This is a genomic window from Streptomyces sp. NPDC028419 (genome assembly GCF_055565515.1).
This window is the reverse complement of record NZ_JBVHUE010000021.1, coordinates 83,866-102,798: the sequence shown is the minus strand read 5'-3', so window position 1 is coordinate 102,798 and position 18,933 is coordinate 83,866. Positions and strand designations below refer to the sequence as shown.

General features: G+C 72.1%; 21 protein-coding genes. 8 read left to right on the top strand and 13 right to left on the bottom strand.

Annotated elements, in window-relative coordinates:
* The first annotated feature begins 105 nt into the window (after positions 1 to 105).
* The 6 genes from ACZ4UB_RS24190 (at position 106) to ACZ4UB_RS24165 (ending at position 4,461) form a co-directional block, all read left to right on the top strand.
* Entirely contained in the window at positions 106 to 642 is a 537-nt protein-coding gene (locus ACZ4UB_RS24190; protein WP_468073049.1) for a GNAT family N-acetyltransferase, read from the top strand.
* Positions 643 to 828: 186 nt separating this feature from the next.
* Positions 829 to 1,008, top strand: a complete 180-nt coding sequence (locus tag ACZ4UB_RS24185) for a hypothetical protein (protein WP_468073047.1) — start codon at positions 829 to 831, stop codon at positions 1,006 to 1,008.
* A gap of 12 nt (positions 1,009 to 1,020) precedes the next feature.
* Positions 1,021 to 1,620, top strand: coding sequence for a MauE/DoxX family redox-associated membrane protein (locus ACZ4UB_RS24180; RefSeq protein ID WP_468073045.1), 600 nt, complete (start codon positions 1,021 to 1,023; stop codon positions 1,618 to 1,620).
* Positions 1,617 to 2,177, top strand: coding sequence for a TlpA family protein disulfide reductase (locus ACZ4UB_RS24175; protein ID WP_468073043.1), 561 nt, complete (start codon positions 1,617 to 1,619; stop codon positions 2,175 to 2,177). The genes ACZ4UB_RS24180 and ACZ4UB_RS24175 overlap by 4 nt, the downstream gene beginning before the upstream one ends.
* A complete protein-coding gene (locus tag ACZ4UB_RS24170; protein WP_468073041.1) occupies positions 2,174 to 4,024 on the top strand; it encodes an ABC transporter ATP-binding protein in 1,851 nt (616 codons plus the stop codon). Before ACZ4UB_RS24175 ends, ACZ4UB_RS24170 begins: the two co-directional genes overlap by 4 nt.
* Positions 4,021 to 4,461 (top strand): S26 family signal peptidase, encoded by a 441-nt coding sequence (locus ACZ4UB_RS24165; RefSeq protein ID WP_468073039.1) that lies wholly within the window; start codon positions 4,021 to 4,023, stop codon positions 4,459 to 4,461. The genes ACZ4UB_RS24170 and ACZ4UB_RS24165 overlap by 4 nt, the downstream gene beginning before the upstream one ends.
* A gap of 73 nt (positions 4,462 to 4,534) precedes the next feature.
* On the opposite strand, the gene ACZ4UB_RS24160 is transcribed toward ACZ4UB_RS24165, so the two are convergent.
* Both ACZ4UB_RS24160 and ACZ4UB_RS24155 read right to left on the bottom strand, forming a co-directional pair.
* Positions 4,535 to 4,867, bottom strand: coding sequence for an acyl carrier protein (locus ACZ4UB_RS24160; RefSeq protein ID WP_468073037.1), 333 nt, complete (start codon positions 4,865 to 4,867; stop codon positions 4,535 to 4,537).
* Between the two features lie 77 nt (positions 4,868 to 4,944).
* Positions 4,945 to 5,190, bottom strand: coding sequence for a hypothetical protein (locus ACZ4UB_RS24155; RefSeq protein ID WP_468073035.1), 246 nt, complete (start codon positions 5,188 to 5,190; stop codon positions 4,945 to 4,947).
* Positions 5,191 to 5,573: 383 nt separating this feature from the next.
* Here ACZ4UB_RS24155 and ACZ4UB_RS24150 point away from each other — a divergent pair, with 383 nt between their 5' ends.
* Positions 5,574 to 6,791, top strand: a complete 1,218-nt coding sequence (locus ACZ4UB_RS24150; RefSeq protein ID WP_468073033.1) for an aminotransferase class V-fold PLP-dependent enzyme — start codon at positions 5,574 to 5,576, stop codon at positions 6,789 to 6,791.
* A 30-nt stretch (positions 6,792 to 6,821) separates the two neighbouring features.
* On the opposite strand, the gene ACZ4UB_RS24145 is transcribed toward ACZ4UB_RS24150, so the two are convergent.
* The 4 genes from ACZ4UB_RS24145 to ACZ4UB_RS24130 form a co-directional block, all read right to left on the bottom strand.
* Positions 6,822 to 8,102, bottom strand: a complete 1,281-nt coding sequence (locus ACZ4UB_RS24145; RefSeq protein WP_468073031.1) for a low temperature requirement protein A — start codon at positions 8,100 to 8,102, stop codon at positions 6,822 to 6,824.
* 126 nt (positions 8,103 to 8,228) lie between these two features.
* Positions 8,229 to 8,774 (bottom strand): nitrobindin family protein, encoded by a 546-nt coding sequence (locus ACZ4UB_RS24140; RefSeq protein WP_468073029.1) that lies wholly within the window; start codon positions 8,772 to 8,774, stop codon positions 8,229 to 8,231.
* 174 nt (positions 8,775 to 8,948) lie between these two features.
* Complete coding sequence (locus ACZ4UB_RS24135) at positions 8,949 to 9,497, bottom strand: MarR family winged helix-turn-helix transcriptional regulator (RefSeq protein ID WP_468073028.1); 549 nt, start codon at positions 9,495 to 9,497, stop codon at positions 8,949 to 8,951.
* Entirely contained in the window at positions 9,494 to 10,102 is a 609-nt protein-coding gene (locus ACZ4UB_RS24130; RefSeq protein WP_468073026.1) for a DJ-1/PfpI family protein, read from the bottom strand. Before ACZ4UB_RS24130 ends, ACZ4UB_RS24135 begins: the two co-directional genes overlap by 4 nt.
* 382 nt (positions 10,103 to 10,484) lie before the next feature.
* On the opposite strand from ACZ4UB_RS24130, the gene ACZ4UB_RS24125 reads away from it, so the two are divergent.
* On the top strand, positions 10,485 to 11,159 hold the full coding sequence (locus ACZ4UB_RS24125; RefSeq protein ID WP_468073024.1) for a lysophospholipid acyltransferase family protein: 675 nt from the start codon (positions 10,485 to 10,487) through the stop codon (positions 11,157 to 11,159).
* A gap of 31 nt (positions 11,160 to 11,190) precedes the next feature.
* Here ACZ4UB_RS24125 and mdlC read toward each other — a convergent pair whose 3' ends face one another.
* From mdlC to ACZ4UB_RS24090, 7 genes are read right to left on the bottom strand one after another with little or no spacing between them, the layout of a single operon-like run.
* A complete protein-coding gene (gene mdlC, locus ACZ4UB_RS24120) occupies positions 11,191 to 12,768 on the bottom strand; it encodes a benzoylformate decarboxylase (protein WP_468073022.1) in 1,578 nt (525 codons plus the stop codon).
* Entirely contained in the window at positions 12,765 to 15,140 is a 2,376-nt protein-coding gene (locus ACZ4UB_RS24115) for a xanthine dehydrogenase family protein molybdopterin-binding subunit (protein ID WP_468073020.1), read from the bottom strand. Before ACZ4UB_RS24115 ends, mdlC begins: the two co-directional genes overlap by 4 nt.
* Positions 15,137 to 15,613, bottom strand: a complete 477-nt coding sequence (locus ACZ4UB_RS24110) for a (2Fe-2S)-binding protein (RefSeq protein ID WP_468073018.1) — start codon at positions 15,611 to 15,613, stop codon at positions 15,137 to 15,139. Before ACZ4UB_RS24110 ends, ACZ4UB_RS24115 begins: the two co-directional genes overlap by 4 nt.
* A complete protein-coding gene (locus ACZ4UB_RS24105) occupies positions 15,610 to 16,491 on the bottom strand; it encodes an FAD binding domain-containing protein (RefSeq protein WP_468073016.1) in 882 nt (293 codons plus the stop codon). Before ACZ4UB_RS24105 ends, ACZ4UB_RS24110 begins: the two co-directional genes overlap by 4 nt.
* On the bottom strand, positions 16,488 to 16,757 hold the full coding sequence (locus ACZ4UB_RS24100) for a hypothetical protein (RefSeq protein ID WP_468073014.1): 270 nt from the start codon (positions 16,755 to 16,757) through the stop codon (positions 16,488 to 16,490). Before ACZ4UB_RS24100 ends, ACZ4UB_RS24105 begins: the two co-directional genes overlap by 4 nt.
* Before the next feature lie 21 nt (positions 16,758 to 16,778).
* The gene (locus tag ACZ4UB_RS24095) at positions 16,779 to 17,363 is read right to left on the bottom strand and encodes an aromatic-ring-hydroxylating dioxygenase subunit beta (RefSeq protein ID WP_468073012.1); all 585 of its coding nucleotides are present in this window, start codon (positions 17,361 to 17,363) and stop codon (positions 16,779 to 16,781) included.
* Positions 17,356 to 18,714, bottom strand: a complete 1,359-nt coding sequence (locus ACZ4UB_RS24090; protein ID WP_468073010.1) for an aromatic ring-hydroxylating oxygenase subunit alpha — start codon at positions 18,712 to 18,714, stop codon at positions 17,356 to 17,358. The genes ACZ4UB_RS24095 and ACZ4UB_RS24090 overlap by 8 nt, the downstream gene beginning before the upstream one ends.
* Between the last annotated feature and the right edge of the window lie 219 nt (positions 18,715 to 18,933).

The window sequence follows — 18,933 nt, the reverse complement described above, 5'->3', positions numbered from 1 at the left end:
CCTCGATGTTGGCAAGCGGATCCTGAGCCTCTGTCCAAGAACGCATGAAGACTGGTGGAACCACAGGTGGGAGGGGGTGTCGCGGCGCCCTTGTACGATCACCACATGGCAGAGGATGGGTTGTCAGAAGCGCACGCCGTGGTGCTGCGGCCGGTGACGGCGGCGGATCTGGACCGGTTCGAGGCGGAGTTCGCCGGACCGGACGGCCCCGGGCCCTACCAGTGGTACGGCCACACGCCGGCCCTGCGCGCGCGGCAGGCGCTCGCGGACCGGGGGCTGCTGGGCGGCGACGAGAACATGCTGTCCGTCGCCGTCGGCGACACCCTCGTCGGGCGCGTCGAATGGCTGCGGCGGGCCTGGGGACGGGCGGACACCTCGTCCTGCTGGGAGATCGCGATCGGACTGTTCGCCGCGCACCGCGGCCGGGGCATCGGCACCCGGGCGCAACGGCAGCTCGTCGAGTACCTCTTCGAGCACACCCGGGCCGAACGCGTCCAGGTGTGCACCGACGTCGACAACATCGCGGAACAACGGGCCGTCGTGAAGGCCGGCTTCGAACTGGAGGGCCGCATCCGCCGCGCCCAATGGCGCGCGGGCGCCTGGCACGACCAGTTGATCTACTCGGTCCTGCGTACGCCCTGACCGGCCGAAGCCCACCGCCCCGAGACGCAGCCCCAGGTCCCTGACCTGGGGCTGCGTCGTCTTCCTGGACCTTGGAGCGCGCCCGGGGGGAGGTGATCGGCCGGTTGGTGTTCGGTTAGAGGCGCGTTGGTGGAGCACGACACGCTCGGGCCTGTCAAAGATCACGTTCCACACAGGGGAGACGCAATGACCAAGACCGTGCTGTCGATGGGTTCGAGGATCGCCGGGTCGCTGCTGCCGAAGAAGACGGCCTCGGCGGGGTGCGCTCCCACCTGCTGGCAGCAGCCCAAGTGCGGCGAGCGGAACCAGTGCGGCTACATCGAGTGCTGCTACACGCTGTCCTGCGGCTACAAGTGCTCCGTCTGATCACATGACCTCGTGCCGGTCGGCCGCAGCAACGGGTCGACCGGCACGGCCGTGCCCGAGAGGCATCCGATGGCCCTGTTCCTCTTCTCCGGACGAGTGCTCTTCTTCGCGGTCTTCGCCCTGTCCACCGCACTCAAAGTGCGCAACTTCGCCTCGTTCCAACGCCATGTGACCGCCACGCTGACGGGAGCCGGGCCCTGGGCATCCGCCGCCGCCCGGGCAGCCGTGGGCGCGGAGGTGGTCGCGTTCTGCTCCATGCTCCTGCCGGGGTCCCTCGTGTGGTGCGGCTTCCTCTGGACCGCCGCTCTCCTGAGCGTCTTCACGGCGTACCTGATCGCCCTCCTGCGCAGCGGCGGCGGCAGCTCCTGCGGCTGCATGGGGGAGTCGGACCGACCGGCTTCCTGGCCGCACGTCGTGCGCAACGCCCTGCTGGCCCTCGTGGCAGCGGGACTGCTGACGACGTGCCTGCTCACCGGGGGCGGGGGCACGGGAGCGCGGGCGGAGGAACTGCTCGCGGGGGCACTGCCGGCCCTCGCCGCGGCCGCGCTCGTCGTGTGGTTCGACGACGTCCTCACCTTCTTCCACGCACCCCTACCGGAGGCCAAGCGATGAACACCACCCTCTCCCTCCTGGCCCTGGCTTTCGCCAGCGTCGCCCTCCTGCTGTCCGTGGCCGTCGCCCGCAGGACGAAGCAGGTGCTCGACCAGCAACACGACGACACGGACGCGCGGCCCGTGGTTCCGGTCGGCAAGCAGTTCCCCCGGGACACGCCCCTGACGGGGCTGCGGGGAGAAGCCGTGCCGCTCGGTGCGGATCAGCGGGACCCGGTCCTGCTGGGCGTCTTCTCCGCGGGCTGCGCGGGCTGCGCCGATCAACTGCCGGTCTTCAAGGAGCGGATCCGGCGCCACCACGTGGACCGGAGCAGGGTCGTCTCCCTCGTCGTCGGCGAGGGGCCGCTGGCCGACGGGTTCGTGCGGGAACTGGACGATGTCGGCAGCGTCGTGCGCCAGGACGTCGACGGTCCGGTGCTCGAACCGCTCGGTGTCAGGAACTTCCCCGCCTTCGGCGTGGTGGACGCGAGCGGCCAGGTGGTCTTCTGGGCCAACCAGGCGCCGTCCCTGGACGACGTCCTCGACCAGTTCGCGAGTGACCCCGAGGTCGCGAGGTGAAACTGCGCGAAACCGGGCGCAACTGCCTGGCCGTGTCGGGCGTCGTCTTCCGCCACGGCGGGCCCCATCCCTACGTCCTTCTGGTGGCGAGCCTGCTGGCAGGGCTCGTACCCCCCGCCGCGGCCTGGGGGATGGCGCACCTCCTGGAGGGTCTGGCCGCGCCGGATACGACGGCGGCCCCCACCGCGGCGGTCGCCGTGATCGCGGCGGCGGGCGCCGGGGGACTGTTCGTGCCCCACGTCCTCCAGTACGCGCAGTCCTGCTTGAACCGATCCGTCGAGATGCACATGCAGAACGAGATCTTCGGCAAGCTCGGACGTCTCCCGTACCTGTCGTCGTTCGAAGACCCCACCCTGCTCAACCGCGTCAACCTCGCTCAGGAGACGGCGCACGCGGTACCGGGCCAGATCGCGGGCGGTGCCTTCAGCTCCCTCCAGTCGCTCACCACGATCATCGGATTCTCCGCCGCCCTCGCGGCCGTCGAGCCCCTGCTCCTCCTCGCGGTGCTCGCGGTCGCCGTCCACGTGCTGTTCGTCGAGATCGCCATGTCCCGGCTCGGCGCCGAGGCCATGCGGGAGACCATGACCGCAGCCCGCAGACAGACCTTCTACCGCGTGATGCTGACCGGTGCGAGCACGATGCAGGAGGCCATGATGCTGGGCCTCGGTAGGTTCTGGCTGGGCCGACTGCGGGCGGACCTGTCGCAGTCGCACCGGGCCCTCGGGGCGGTGGACCGCACGTCGCTCGCCCGGCAGGTACCGGTCCTCGTGGCGAACGCACTGGTGGTGGCGGGAGCCATGTACTGGGTCGCCACCGAAGTCGCGAAGGACCGGCTGTCCATCGGCGACGTGACCATCGTCCTGTCCGGCATCGCGGCTCTGACGGCCGGCTTCGCGGCCATGGCCAGTACCGCGGGCGGTACGGTCAAGGGACTGCTCCTCTTCGACGACTACCGCTCGCTCATGGCCCTCCCCGAACGCCGAGCGGCCGGCGCGCACCGCGCCGCTCCGCCGTTGACGGACCGCATCAGCATCCGCGACCTGTGGTTCCGGTACGCGGACGACTCCGACTGGGTGCTGCGCGGTGTGTCCTTCGACCTGGTGCCGGGGACGACGACGGCCCTCGTGGGTGTGAACGGAGCGGGGAAGAGCACCCTGGTCAAGCTGCTCTGCGGGCTGTACGAGCCGACGCGAGGAGCCGTCCGCTGGGACGGGACCGACATCCGCGCATTCGGTGCCGAGGGGTTCCGGGACCGCATCGCCACCGTCTTCCAGGATTTCGTGGCCCATGACCTGACGGTCGCGCAGAACATCGGCATAGGCGACCTGCCGCACGCGACCGACCGCGGGCGGGTCCGCGACGCGGCGCGGGCAGCCGACGTCGACCGCATCATCGACGCTCTTCCCCGGGGCTACGACACCTACTTGAGCAGGGCCTTCCTCTCCAATCCGTCCGGCGACCAGCAGTCGCCCGTCTCGCTGTCCGGCGGACAGTGGCAACGTCTGGCGATCGGGCGGGCGTTCATGAGGGCCGACCGGGACCTGGTGATCCTGGACGAGCCGGGGTCGGGCATGGACGCCGGAGCCGAGGCGGACATGGGACGCCGACTGGGCGAGTTCGCGCCGCAGGCCGCGAAAGTGCTCGTCTCCCATCGGATGAACGCCGTGCGCGCGGCCGACCACATCGTCGTCATCAAGGACGGGCTGGTCTCGGAGGCCGGTTCGCACGAGGCGCTGATGCGGTTGGGCGGCGAGTACCACCGGCTCTTCGAATCGCAGGCCAGCGGCTACCGGAGCGGCCCGGCCGAATCTCCGCGGGCCGAGACGCTGTCCGGGAGCGCCTCGTGATCGCACTCGCCGTCGCGGGTGCCACCGGCGCGTTGCTGGTCGCGCTCTGGGCGGTGTACAGGTACGAGCTCGTATCCCTCGTCGAGGTGAGCGGGTCCAGCATGGCACCCGACTTCCAGCCGGGGGACCGGGTCCTGGCCGTGCGGAAGGGGACGTGGGTACCCCTGCGCCGGGGCTGCGCCGTGATCGTGGACCGGACCGATCCGGACGGTGGACGGGGGGAACGCCCGCCCAGCCTCTTCCTCAAGCGCGTGGTCGCGGTACCGGGCGATCCCGTGCCGGCCCCGTTCGTGGACCTGCCCGGCTTCGGGCCGGGCGAACGGGTGCCCCCGGGGCGGTTCCTGGTCCTCGGCCGACACCACGCCAGCATCGACTCCAAGCAGTGGGGGTACCTGCGCCGCAGCGACGTCCGGGCGGTCGTCATCGGACGACTCTGACCCCTTCGCCCCCCCCGCATGACCGAAGCCCCCGTCGCGGTCGGATGACCGGCGGGGGCTTCGCGGTGGTTGGTCAGGCTACGGCCCAGGGGCCGAGGTCGCGGGTGTGGTGGCCTGCCGCGACGGGGCGCTCCTGGTCCCAGGAGGGCTGGAGCGCGGCGGAGAGTATGCCCCACAGCTGGCCGGCGGTGAGGGAGTGCACGGGGACGACGACCTGTCCGGCGAGGCTGGTGCGGAAGGCCCGCTCCAGAGCGCTGACGATGCCGATGAGGGCCATCGAGTCCAGCCCGTACGCGTCCATCGGGACGTCGGCCGCGGGCTGCTTGTCCTTGCCGAGCCCGGGCAGGCCCTGACGCAGGACGGTCTCGAACTTCGCGTTCCACGGTGCGTGGGCGATCTGGGCCATCGGGGACTTCCTTCCGGGCGGCAGTGCTGGTGCTCCTCGCAGCACCGTGCCGCATCCGGCTAGAGCCGCCGTGGAGGTTACGGCCAGCCGATGTTGGTGGTGGGGGCCGGGGTCGGCGCCGGGGTGGTGGGGGCCGGGGTGGTGGGCGGGGCGACCGGCCAGCCGATGTCGGTGCCGCCGTCGGCGACGGCCGTGACCCCGGTGGGCGGGGCGACCGGCCAGCCGATGTCGGTGCCGCCGTCGGCGTTGGCGATCCCACCGGCGGTGAGGAGGGCGGCGGCGGCGAGGGCGGCGGTGGCGATGAGGCGGGCGATGTTCTTCATGGTGTCCTCCGTGGCAATTGTTTGATCCGGCTTGGCAACCTCTCTGCCAAGAAGATTGGCAACACCCACTGGAAAACCGCTCGGAATGCGGTGGAGAAGGGGTGGAGAACCCCAGAAAAGGGCCCGTATTTGCCACTCCAGCTCGTGCTGTGTGCCTTGATGCACGGCTCTGACCTGCATGAATGAGGGTTCGGCAAGAGGAGCGGTGAATGTTGCCAAGAGTTGCCAAGGGGGGGTGGGCAAGGGTTGCCGGACTCGTTTCCTAGAGTCCTGCCTGAGCGGGTGTTGCCAAGCATTGCCAAGCTGGCTCGTTGGTGGGCAACATGTTGCCAAGTTAGTTGGCAAGTCTTGGTACACCCCAACTGTGGGGGGAGGCCCCTGAAATGAACACGGCTCACCTCAACACGGCGGGCACCGGCCGGATGCCGGCCGCCGTGCGCGCCGTACTCGCCGACGCCACCGCCCGCGACGACCTCTACGGCCCCTACGACCTGGAGGAGCGCCTCGGCGCCGTCCTGCACACCGAGGTCTACGCCCGACTCGGCGGCCTCCTCGGCGTCCCGGCCGCGCACACCGCGCTGTTCAAGGGCGCGGCCGCCGCCTTCGAGTTCTGCCTCTCGGGCCTCGCCCTGACCCCCGGCGACCGGATCTGGACCACCCCGTACGAGGGCGTGGCCCAGCTGACCGCCCTCCACGCCCTGCGCGACCGTACGCACTGCGCGCTGGAGGTCGTCCCGCTGCGTGCGGACGGGCAGCTCGACCTGGAGTGGATGGCCGCGCACCTCGACGAGGACGTCGCCCTGGTCTCCGTCACCCACGTCGCCGCCACCCTCGGCACGGTCAGCCCGGTCGAGGCCGTCGGTCGGCTGCTGGCCGGCCACCGGGCCCGGTACGCGGTCGACGCCTCGCACTCCGTCGGGCGGCTGCCCGTCGACGCCGCGGCCATCGGCTGCGACCTGCTCACCGCCGACGGTTGGCGCTTCCTCCGCGGCCCCGACGCGATCGGCTTCGCCTACGTCGCCCCCGCACTGCGGTCGCTGCTCGGCGGCCGGGCGCACCCGCGGCCCGCCCCGGCAGCCGTCGCCGCACTGCACGAGGCCCTGGCCCACCACGCGGCGGCCGCGCTGCTGCCCTGGCGCGACCTGGAGGCCGACCTGCGCGCGGTCCTGGAGCGCACCCCCGGCATCGAACTGCTCACCGCGGGCGCGGAAGGATCCGGCATCCTCGCCTTCCGGCACGCCGAACTGCCCGCCGCGCTGATCCGGCGCGCACTGGCGCGGCGCGGGGTCGTGGTGTGGAAGACGGTGGCGCAGGAGACGCCCCTCCACCTTCCGGGTCGGGGCGTCACCACCGCGTTGCGGGCCTCGGTCCACTATGACAACACCCCCGAGGACGTCACCCGCTTCGACGAGGCCCTCCAGGACGTGCTCCGGGAACTGCGGGAGGACCTGCGCAAGGAGGACCTCCGCACGCGGGAACCGCGCGCACGCGAACAGGGCTCCCCCGTCCGCCAACTCGCCGCGGCGTCCGGACCGGTCGCCGGGACCCGCACCCCGGCCCGCCGCGGCCACCTGACCCTCCTCCAGGGCGCGGCGAGCTGACCCGGAACCGTCGATTCGGCCGAGCGGTACCTACTGCTTGCCCAGCTCTTCGAGCATCTGCTGTTGGTGGCGGTGGCCGATCGTCTCGTAGCCGATCACGGTGACGAAGGGCGCGAGCATGACCACGAGCAGGCACACCGCGATGGCCACGCCGGCGGCGGCCAGGAGGATGGCCGTGAGCAGTACGGCGATGGTGAGCGCGACCAGAAGGATGTGGAAGCGGTCGGCCGTGGACAGCAGCAGGCTGTGCAGGAGGTAGATCATCAGCATGTAGAGGCCGACGGGCAGAGCGAGGGCCAGGACGACGGCGGTGCCGGAGATCTTGGCGTGGTGTTCCATGTACAGGCCCGCCACGTGCAGCCCGGCGCCGGCTCCGGCGACGCCGATGAACAGGGGGATGTGGCCGTAGCCGAAGAGGTATCCGCGGCCGCGGCGGTGCACCAGGATGTCGCCGAACGGCGTCAGGAAGTACATCCACCACATGCCGAAGGTCAGGCCCACGCCGGCGATGACCACGGCGATCGCGTTCCAGGTCCAGTGCGTGCCGTCCCCGCCGCCCAGGAGGTCGCCGGAGGACGCGACCGTACCGACGACGCCCTCACCGAGGACGATGATCGCGAAGAGTCCGTACCGCTCGGCGACGTGGTGCGGGTGCCAGGGCGTGCCGCCCGCGGAACCCTGCGTCAGTACCGGCAGGACGAGTTCGAGGGCGCCCAGGACACCGAACGCGACGAATACGACGCTGATGGGCATGTGCACGAAGGCCACGACGATCCAGCCGGCCTGGACGATCACCGTCCAGCGGATGTTGGCCATGCCCACGTCGTGGAACGACGGGGACTGCCGGGCGGCGCGCCGCCACTGGAGCACCATCGCGATCCGCATGACGACGTAGCCGATGACCATGGCACGCAGTTCGAGATGGCCGCCCTCCTCGACGGAGTGGAACATCGCCGGCAGGCCGAGCGAGAACACGACGACGCCGATCATCTGCAGCATCGTCATGGCCCGGTAGAGCCAGTCGTCGGTGGCGAAGGCGGACGCGAACCAGCTGAAGCTGATCCAGGCGATGCTGATCGCGAACATCGCCAGGACGAAGGCGATGACCGCCTGGCCGGCATGCCCCTCGGCGAGCATCTCGGCGAACTGGAACGCCGCCGTGCCGACGGCGACCACGAAGGTCAGGTCGAACAACAGCTCCAGCGGCGAGGACGTCCGGCCGTGCTCTTCCGGGTCACGCCCGGTCATGGGGACCAGCCGTCGCGACAGGCCGGGCCCGCCGGACGTACCGGTGGGTGGGGAATCGTTCATGTGCAGCAGTATTTCTGACATTGCCCGGCCCGCCCGGACGCACTGCCGACGCGGAGTCCTGCGGCGACAGCGACGAACGGGCGCGGGGCCAGGCGTCGCGGGCCCGGCAGGATCCGAAAGGGCGCCCTAACCCTCTCGGCGCTTCAGTCGCGCCGAGAGGTGGTGCTGGAGGGGTTGGCCGACCGCCGCGAGGTCGTGGACGAAGGTGAGCGTGCCGTCCTCGGCCAGGGTGTAGCGCCGGCGGGTGGCGTTGACCTCCTTGGCCGTGGGCGCGAGGGCCACCTCGTGGGTGGCCAGGTCGACCTCGGTGCCGTCCGCGCGGCCGACCAGGATCTCCGCGATGCCCGTCGGCTGGGTGATCAGCGCCTCCACCCGACCCTCGGGCTGGAGCCGCCACCAGCCGCTCTCGCGGGCCGATGGCCGCAGCGGCGCGTCGTCGGCGTCCAGCAGCCAGGCCCGGGTCTCGTAGTGGAGGAAGGGCCGGCCGTCGTGGCTGAAGGTGACCTCCTGCGCGTACGTGAACTCCCCGCCGAGCGTGGGGTAGCCGCCCCGCCCCCGCCCGTGCCAGGTGCCCAGGAACCCGAGCACCGGCCCCAACAACGGGTGCGGCGCGGGGGCCGCGTCCGGGTGGTGGGCGTCGGGGTACGGGTGCCCTGCTGCGGGGTCGAACACGGTGTGCGCTCCTGGTATCGGTGCCGGGTGGTGCGGTGTGGTGCCGCCGGAAGCCTAGGGGGTCGCGTGCCGGTTCGCGTGCCGGTTCGCGTGCCGGTTCGCGTGCCGGTTCGCGTGCCCTCCGGGGGCGCCTCAAACGCCGGCGGGGCTGGATCTGGCTCCGTGCGGGGCGCCTCAAACGCCGGCGGGGTTGGATCTGGCTTCGTGCGGGGTGCCTTTAACGTCGGCGGGGTTGGATCTGGCTTCGCGCGGGGTGCCTTTAACGTCGGCGGGGCTGGATTCGGTGATCGTGTCCAGTGCCGCGCTGAGCCGACGTAGTGCCCGTACCGTTTCGTCGAAGGCGTCCTGGCCGCCCAGTGCGTGTAGCAGCCGCGCCGCCAGGTCCGCGTGGCCCGGATCGATCCTGGAGATCGCCGCGCGTCCCTCGGCCGTGGGGCAGAGGAGTTTGGCGCGCCGGTGCGCCGGGTTGGGTGCGTAGGCGGCGAGGCCCTGGCCCACCAGGAGGTCGGCGATGCGCTGGACGCTCTGGCGGGTGATGCCCATGGCCCGGGCGATGCCGGCGACCGGCAGTGGTTCGTGGAGTACGGCGCCCAGGACCTGCCACCAAGCGGCGGTGAGACCGGCGGGCGCGGCCAATTCCTCCGAGACGGCGAGGAATTGGCCGTTCAGCCGGAAGACCGACAGCGCGGCGCCCGACAGCGCGTCCTGCGCGGCCCGGCTCACGCGTTGAGCTCCGCGTAGGCGGCCGGGTCGGAGTGGTGGAAGAGCCGGTACCAGGCGTCGAGCGCGGAGCCCTCGAACGCGCCCAGCCGGCCGAGGACTTCGCGGGCGAAGGCGACCGGCTCGGTCGGTCCCGCGGTGATGAGGTCGCCCGCGGTGACGGCGTCGGCGTCGGCGTAGTGGGCGGCGCCCCGGTAGCCGGTCGCGGCGAGGTACTCGGGCGCGGCGCTGGTGTGCGCGCGGTCGTCGAGCAGCCCCTCGCGGGCGAGGCCCGCCGTGGCTCCGCAGATGGCGGCGACGGGGACGCCCGCGCCCAGGAAGGTCCGGGCGGCCCCGGCGAAGGCGGCCAGATCGTCGCCCGAGTCCCACAGGTCGGCTCCGGGCAGCAGGAGCAGGGCGCTGTCCTCGGGGCGCAGCTCGTCGAGCGCGAGGTCGGGGGTGATCCGCAGGCCGCCCATGCTGCGGACGGGGTCCGTGGAGAGGCCGACCGTGCGCACGTCGTAGCCGGTGCGGGCGAGCCAGGCGGTGGCGTGCCCGGTCTCCCAGTCGGCCAGGGTGTCGTAGACGGCGAGGTGCACGGTGCGGGGCGTGGGGTTCACGGGATTCATGGGGTCCTCCGGGTCGCTGCCGGCCTGCGTATGGCAGCATTCTGTCAATTCGACAGTGTGCTGTCAATCTGCTGTGGCTTCCGTAGTGCCGTGGCCGGGGAGGTTTGCCGGGTCGCGGTGTCCGGTGCCCTGGGGCCTCCCCAGGCCCGCAGGGCCGAGGGGACGCATCGCAAGGCGGAGGACCGCGACTCGTACTGGACGTACCGTCGTGGTCCGACAACGCGGCGAGGTGCCGTGCCGGGCGCCGCGACACGGTGAACCTCCCCGGCCACGGCACTAGGTACCGCACCCCCTCGAGATGAGCACGATCGCTCAGGACGGGGCCGGGGCGCCGGCCGGACGATGGTGATCACGCACCGCTCCCCCCGTCCCGGAGGCTCCCTTGCTCAGCCGCACCGCCGCATCGCTGGTCCCCCTCTTCGGCAGGCTGTCCGTGACCGGGACGATCGCGGACGCAGGGGGGCAGGGCACGGTCCTCGTCGCCAATCACACCTCGCTCACCGACCCGGCGGTGGTGCTCGCCGCGCTGCACCGGCTCGGGGTCCGGCCGGTCGTCATGGCGACCGCGGGCCTGTGGCGCGTGCCGCTGCTCGGGCGCGCCCTCACCGCGGAAGGACACCTGCCGGTCGCCCGCGGCACGGCCCGCGCCTCGGCCGCGCTCGACGCGGCCGCCGAAGCGCTCGCGCGGGGGCGGGTGTTGCTGATGTACGCCGAGGGGTGCCTGCCCGCGCGCAGGGACGCGGCGGAGTCGGCTCCCGGCCCGTTCCGCAGCGGACTGGCCCGGCTCACCGAACGCACCGGCGCCCTCGTCGTACCGATCGGCCAGGCGGGCTCGCGCCGGCTCTCGTCCGGGAGCACCGCCAAGCAACTGGCCGGAGTGGCCACCGCGCCCCTGCGCCGCCCGTCGCTGCACGTCCACGTGGGCGCTCCCGTGCGGCTGACCGGCGACGTCGCGGCGCGCACCGCCCGGGCCCGCGCCGCGGTCACCGATGCCTGGCGCACGGCGGCCGAGCGGGTACGGGAGCCCGCTCCCTGCTCGTCCGCGAGCGCCCGGTAGCACCGCGCCCGTACCCGGCCGCGGCACCCGGTCAGTCGGCCGTCACGACCTCCAGCAGGTAGGGGCCGGTGGAGGCCAACGCGGCTTCCAGGCTGGGCGCGAGCTGCTCCGGACGGTCCACCCGGGCCGCGGCACAGCCCTGGGACCGGGCCAGGGAGGCGAAGTCGAGGTGGGGGAGCGCGGTGCCCACGGGCTTGCCCATCCCGAAGCGTTCGGCGAAGCGGTCCACCGTCGCGTACCCGCCGTTGTTCACCACGACGACGGTGATCGGCAGGTTCAGCTCGGCCGCGGACCACAGCGCTTGGACGGAGTACATCGCGGAGCCGTCCCCGACCACCGCGACGATCCGCTCCGTCGGACGCCCCAGGGCCATGCCGACAGCAGCGGGCAAGGAGTGCCCGAGGGAACCGCTGGCACACGTGTAGAAGCTCTCGGGTCGGGTGTTGGGCAGGTACGAGCACATCACCGGCCTACTGCTCGGCGCCTCCTCGACGATCACGCTGTTCGCCGGGCGCAGTTCGGCGAGCGTGCGCATGAGGAACGGCTGGGTGATCACGGAGGACCCGGCCACCGGGGCGGGTAGGGGCCGGGCGGGCGGCATCGGCCGCTCCCGCAACGGGGCGTGGCCCAGCAACTCGTCCACTGCGGGGCCGAGGCTGGTGACCACGGAGGTGCCCACCGGGGTCCAGGCCGCCGTCCGGGGGTCGTCCGTCAGCTGGTACAGGGCGGTGCCCGGCGGCACGTACGGACCCGTGCCCGCCACGTGGTACGTGAAGACCGGCGCGCCCAGCGAGAGCACCACGTCGTGCCCCGCGAGCTCCGCCACGATGCCCTCGCGCAGCGGTGGGAGGAAGCCGGCGAACAACGGATGGTCCTCGGGGAAGCTGCACCGGGACGACATCGGAGCCGCCCAGACCCTGGCGCGGTGGAGCTCGGCGAGCGCGACCACCTCGGCGAACGCCCGCTCCTGGTCCACTCCGGCGCCCACCACGAACGCCGGTCGGGCCGCGCCGGCCAGCGCCCGTGCCACCTCGTCGATCAGGACGGCGTCGGGGCGCAGGGTCCGGCTCACCCGGCGCGGGGACACGGGCTCGCAGACCACGTCCCAGTCGTCGGCCGGGACCGACACCAGGGTGGGGCCCGTCGGCGGCGTCATGGCGAGGTGGTACGCGCGGGCGATCGCCGCCGGAACGTCCTGCGGCCGGGCCGGTTCCCGGCTCCACTTGACGTACGGCCGGGGCAGTTGGGCGGCCTCGTCGTTGAACAGGTACGGCTCGCCCGCCAACAGCGACCGGGCCTGCTGCCCGGCCACGATGACCAGGGGGGTGCGGTTGCGGTACGCGGTGAAGAGGTTCCCCATGGCGTGCCCGACCCCCGCCGCCGAGTGCAGGCTGACCAGCGCCGCGTTGTGGGTGGCCTGCGCGTGGCCGTCAGCCATGCCGAGCACCACGGATTCCTGGAGCCCCAGCACGTAGTGGAAGTCCGGCGGGAAGTCGCGGAGCATGGGCAGCTCCGTCGAGCCGGGATTGCCGAAGACGGTGTTCACGCCGAGCTCCCGCAGCAGGGCGAAGGTCGCTTCCCGGACGGTCGGGCCCGTGCCCTGGTTCATCGTGGCTCCTCGGGGGTGACGTCGGAATCGGTCTTGGCGGCGGTGAGGGCGGCCCAGACGACCGCCGGAGACAGCGGGGACGCCGTCAACCGCTCCGCGATCTCGGGCACCGCGCGCGCGAGGGCGTTCGCGATGGTCGCGGGTGGCGGGATGGTGCCGCTCTCCCCGAGCCCTTTGAAGCCTCCGGGGATCACGGTGCTCGGCGTCACCCGGTCCTCGATGACCACCGCGGGCACGTCTCCCGCGGACGGCAGCGCGTAGTCCGCGTAGCCCGTGCTCAGCGGTCGCCCGGTTTCCGGGTCGTGCACGGACTCCTCCAACAGCGCGATGCCGATGCCCTGCGCGATCCCGCCGGTGATCTGTCCGGTCGCGATCAGCGGATTCACCAGCACCCCGCTGTCGTTGACCGCCCAGTAGTCCTCGACCCGGGTTTCGCCGGTCTCCAGGTCGAGGGCGATGGCCGCGCCGTGGGCGCAGTAGGAGTAGGTCAGGGCGGGCGGGTCGAACTCCACCTCCGCCTCCAGCCTGATGGGATCGCCGTCGTCGCGGCCCCAGCCCTTCCAGGCCCGGGAGGCCACCTCGCGCCAGGAGATCCCCGCCGGCCGCTCCGCGGCGCGGAACACCGCACCGTCCGCGGTGACGTCCTGCAGGGTCACGTCCGCCACGGGGGCGTCGAGGTAGTGGGCAGCAAGCCGGTGCATCCGTTCCCGCATCGACTCCCCCGCCTTCATGAGCGCACCGCCCGCGAGCGTGAGCGAGCGGCTGGCCTGTGAGGAAAGGTCCGAGTACGGGGAGGTGGCGGTGTCGCCCAGCTCTACCGCGACCCACTCCAGCGGTACGCCCAGCCGGTCGGCGACGATCTGCGCCAGCGTCGTCTCGATGCCCTGGCCGACCGGGATCACGCCGGAGAACACCGTGACCGTGCCGTCGTGGTTGATCCGCAGCCGCGCGCCTTCCCAGCCGCTCCACGCGATGCCGAAGGCCTCCAGCAGCACCGAGGGCGCGAAGCCGGTGATCTCGACGCTGGAGGTCACGGCGGTGCCGCGCCGCACGGTGTCCGTGGAGGGCCTGCGCCGCTGTTCGGCGAGTTCGGCGGCGCGCCGCAGAACCGCCGGGTAGTCCCCGTTGTCGTAGGTCAGCCCGGAGCGGGTGGCGAAGGGCATCTCCTCGGGGCGGATCATGTTCCGCAGCCGCAGTTCGGTCGGGTCCAGGTCCAGTTCGCGGGCCGCCTCGTCGATCAGGCGCTCACGGATCCACGCGGCCTCCTGCATCCCGTACCCGCGGTAGGCACCGGTGGGGACCGTCGTGGTGTAGACGGCGGTGACCGTCGTGCCCGCCCGTCCGAAGCGGTAGGGACCTTCCAGCGCCAGACCGGCGACCTGGAACGGGCCGGCTCCCGCCTGGATGGCGAAGGCACCCAGATCGCCCTCGATGTGGGCGCTGAGCGCGAGGAAGCGGCCCTCCCCGTCCAGGGCGAGCCGCGCCCTCGCCTGCTGGCCGCGCCCCTGGTAGCTCGCCGTCAGGTTCTCGGTGCGGTCTTCCGTCCACTTCACCCGCCGGCCCAGCGCGATCGCCGCCGCGCAGACCAGGGCCTCGTCGACGTACAGGGTGACCTTGCCGCCGAAGGAGCCGCCCACGTCGGGTGCGACCACCCGGATCTGGTCGACCCGCAACCGCAGCGCGGCGGCCAGCTCCTGGCGCACCGCGTGGGGCGACTGCGTGCTGCTGTGGACGGTCATCCGTCGGGTGGCCGGGATCCACTCGGCGAGGACGCCGCGGGGTTCCATGGGACTGTGGTTGATCCGCTGGATCCGCGACCGCCGTTCGACGACGTGCGGCGCCGCGGCGATGATCCGTTCCAGCTCGTCGACGGGGTCCCCGAAGTGGATCTCCCCGGCCACGTTGCCCGGTGCGTCCGGATACAGCAGGGGCGCGCCCTCGGCGCGCGCGGCGTCGATGCCGACGACCGCGGGCAGCGGCTCGATGTCGACCCGGACGGCTTCGGCGAGGTCCTCCGCGAGGGCGCGGCCGGCCGCCACCACGAGGCCGATGGGCTGGCCGACGTAGCGCACGACGCGCGCCTGCGGATCGATGTGGTGGGCGCCCTGCCCGGGCAGCCGCCACGAGGTGGGCAGCGGATCGAGCAGCTCCTCGATCTCCTCGGGTCCGAGCACCAGCCGCGCCCCGCGCCCCGCCAGCGCGGTGGCGTCGAAGCGGGTGACCCGGCCGTGCGCCACGTGACTGCGCACGACGACGGCGTGGAGGACGCCCGTCTCGTCGATGTCGTCGACGAAGCGGCTCTCGCCCCGCAGCATGCGCGGGTCGTGGGTGCGGGGGACCGAGCGCCCGATCACGGGGTCGCGCGGGCTCACCGTGCCTGCTCCTTCCGCTGCCAGTGGGCCTCGACGGCCGCGCGGATGCCCCCGTAGCCCGTACAGCGGCAGACGTGGCCCCCGACCACGCACTCGACGGCGTCGGCGGCGGTCAGTCCGGACCGGTCGGCGTACTCCAGGCCCATCAACAGACCGGGCGTGCAGAAGCCGCACTGGAGACCGTGCTCCTCCATCAACGCCCGCTGCATGCCGGTCAGTTCGCCGTTCGCTGCCAGGCCTTCCACGGTCTCCACCCGCCGGCCCTCGGTCTGTACGGCCAGCATCAGGCAGGAGCGTACGGGCTCTCCGTCGACGAGTACCGTGCAGGACCCGCAGACCCCCTGCTCGCAGCCGACGTGCGTGCCGGTCAGGCCGAGTCCGTGGCGTAGGAAGTCGCTCAGTAGGGTGCGGGACTCCGCCGACGCGGACCGTGCGGTCCCGTTGACGGTGACGGTGATCTCCCCGGTTCTCATCGACCACTCCTGTGTGCGGAAAGCCGGGCCGCTGCCCGGCGGAACACGGTGCGCAGCATGTCGCTGCGGTAGGCGCCGCTCCCGTGGAGATCCGACGGCGGATCCGCCGCGGCCACCGCGGCGTCCAGGGCGGTGGCGAGGGACACGTCGAGCGGCATACCGGTGAGGGCGGCCTCCGCCTCGCGCAGTCGCAGCGGTCGGTCGGAGATCCCCGTGGCGGCCAGCCTGGCCCCGCTGACCACCGGACCGTCGAAGGAGAGGCCGAAGCACAGGGACACCAGGGGCCGGCCCGCGCTGCCGCGCCGGTTGACCACCTCGAACCGGAAGGCCATCGACCGGTGGCGGGGGAACTCGATGCCGGTGAGGAGTTCGTCCGGGCGCCGGGCCGTGGCGTGGGCGCCGCGGAAGAAGTCCTCGGCGTCGACCACGCGCGCCCCGCCGCTACGGCGCAGGGTCAGCCGGGCGCCGAGCGCGACGGCCGTGGCGGGCAGTTGGGCGGCGGGGTCGGCGTGGCACAGCGATCCGCCGAGCGTGCCGCGGTGGCGGATCTGGAGGTGTGCCACGTGCGCGACCGTCTCGGGGAGGACGGGTAGCGCTTCGCGCACGGCGGCGTCGATCTCGATGGCGCGCAGACGGGTCAGCGCGCCGATCTCCACGGACCGCTCCGTGCACCGGATGCCCGCGAGGGCCGTGAGCCGGTTGAGGTCGACGAGGGTGTCGGGCCTGATGCGCCGCAGGTTCAGCAGCGGCACCAGGCTCTGCCCTCCGGCGAGCGGGACGGCGGCGGTGTCGGCCCCGTTGCCGGTCCCTCCCGCGAGCAGTGCGAGCGCCTCCTCGACGGAGTCCGGCGCCGCGTAGTCGAAGGCGGCGGGTTTCATGACGCGCCCTCGGGCGCGCCGCGCAGCGCACCCTGTTCGGTGCGTTCGCGCACGAGCTCCGCCGCTCGCCCCGGGGTGAGGTGGCACAGCGCTTCCAGCACGGTCGCGTCGAGCAGGGCGAAGACGCCCGAGCGCTCCGACTCCAGCCTCAGCCGCACCCCGTTGCCCGTGGGGTACGACGACACGCGCACGGCGGCCGATTCGCAGACGATCCTGCACAGTTCCGTTTCCTGGGCTTCCTGGATGCTCCAGGCGAGTCCGCTCATGACGCTACCTGCCGCCGATCGCTAGAAGATGATGGACAGTTGCTCGTGCGTGGGCACCTCGGTGTCCAGCAGGACCCGGCGCCGCAACAGGCTCCAGCGGCCCGCTCCGAGGTCCCGGACCACGTCCTGCCTGCTCACCGTGGCCAGGGCGCCCTCGCCGAACCCTCGGCTCCACGTGGCCAGCAGGCCGCTGTCGACGCGCCACGTACCGGGCGCGTCCGACGCGAACACGCGGACGGACCCGACGAAGTGCCGCAAGGTACCGCCGGGCCGGTCCGACCAGGCGTGGCGCAGCCCCACCCGGCCGAACTTCATGGCGAAGACCTGCTTGGTCGCCTCGAAGAGCATCGCCCGGTCGCTGTGCCGGGCCAGGCCGGCGTCCTCGCGCAGCAGCGGCACCGGAACCTGGTACAGGAAGAGCGGGTCGAGCAGGTCGAGCCACTCCTGGTACTCGCAGTCGTCCAGCAGCGCCGATTCTTCGGTGAGGAAGGCGCGCAGCGCGCCGTCCAGGTCGCGCTGCCGGGCGCGCCGCTCGGGGAAGGGCTGGTTCTCGGGCAGCGGGGTGGGAACCACTCCGTCCCGCCCCGGCCGCACGGGGTCAGGCACCGGGCTCCTCCATCAGCTCTGACCAACGTCGGTAGAACCCGCGCTGGTTGTGTTCGGACAGGGTGATGTGCTCGGCGCGACCGGGGCCGGGGAAGCCGGGAAGGTGCTCTCCGAGGCCCAGGCCGAGCGAGAGGTCGGCGGGCGCGTCGTCGGCGGTGCTTCCGCTGATGGCCGCGTCGATGCGGGCGAAGTTCTCGAAGTCGTCCATCTCGAAGAGGATCCCGCCCGCGGACTGGGACCTGGCCTGGAAACCGTAGGAGCGGCGCTTCCATTCCTCGCTCATCCCCTTGGGCACCAGGGTCCAGTACGTGCACTCCGTGCGGCGCGCGTCGATGGGGGTGTGCACCCGCCAGACGAAGTACCGGGTGAGGGGGTCGTCCTCGCGGCCGATCGCGCGGTCGTGGGAGACGCTGAGGAAGGCCGCGTTGGGGAAGACGCAGCCGTGCACGACCTCGCAGTGGGAGTTGAACCGCACCTGTTCCCCGGTCTGGGCGGCCGTGAAGCGCGGCCAGTCCTCGCGCGGATACCCGAGGTAGGCGGGCTCCGCGAGGTCGCGATCGAGGGTGGGATCCGCCTTCTCGACCACGTAACCGGCGCGGACCGCGTGCCCCTGCGGCGTGCTGATGTTGACGGCCATGAGATCGAGCTCGCCCTTGCCCAGCGTGCCGTCCGCCAGGCTGCTGCCGTAGATGCCCTGCTCGAAGGCGACCTGGTGGGTGGTCTGCATGTGGTAGCCGTCGCCGGCGAAGTTGTCGGTGGCGACCTTCCAGTTGCCCTTGACCACGGAGCGCTGCGGCGGGCCGTACACCTCCCAGTCGCCGCCCGTCAGGTCGAGGAGGGCGTCCAGGTACCACCGGAAGTCGCCGAGGTAGCCCTCCAGCTCGGGCGCCTCGTCGCTCCAGGTGGCGAAGACGAAGCCGCGGTACACGGTCGTCCGGGCCGCGGCCAGTGCGTGGGCGTCCTTGTCGAAGCCCTTCGGGTAGTTGCTCCTGAGGCTGGGCACGCCGACCAGCCGGCCGTCGTTCGCGTACGTCCAACCGTGGTAGCTGCAGCGGAAGTGCGCGGCGTTGCCGAAGGTGGCGCGGCACAGCTGGGTGCCGCGGTGGCTGCACGAGTTCAGGACCACGCCGATGCGGCCGCTCTCGTCGCGGGCGACGATCACGCTGTCGTTCCCGAGCCGGCGCACCACGTAGTCGCCGGCATCCGGCAATTCGGACTCGAAGCCCAACAGCTGCCACGTCGGACGGAACACCCGGTCGAACTCTTTTTTCAGTGTGTCTTCGTCGAAGAATGCGCGGCGGTCGAGCCGGTACGTCTGCTCGTCGCCCGGAGTCTGCGCTGCTTCAGTCATCTCCTGGTCCGCCTTTTCTCATCCAGCGGTAGGTCCCTCGGGGTTGTCGGCGGGAATGCTAGGACGTCCCGCTCCTGTCTGACCAGGTTCCGCGTCTTCGTGAACACCCTGCCTGTTCAACCGCGTCAAACCGGCGTTGTGGGGTCATCGCGAGTTTGGTCTAGTGAGGCTCCGCGGCACCTTCTCCGCCGCATCCCGCATTGCACGTATCCGGTTTGG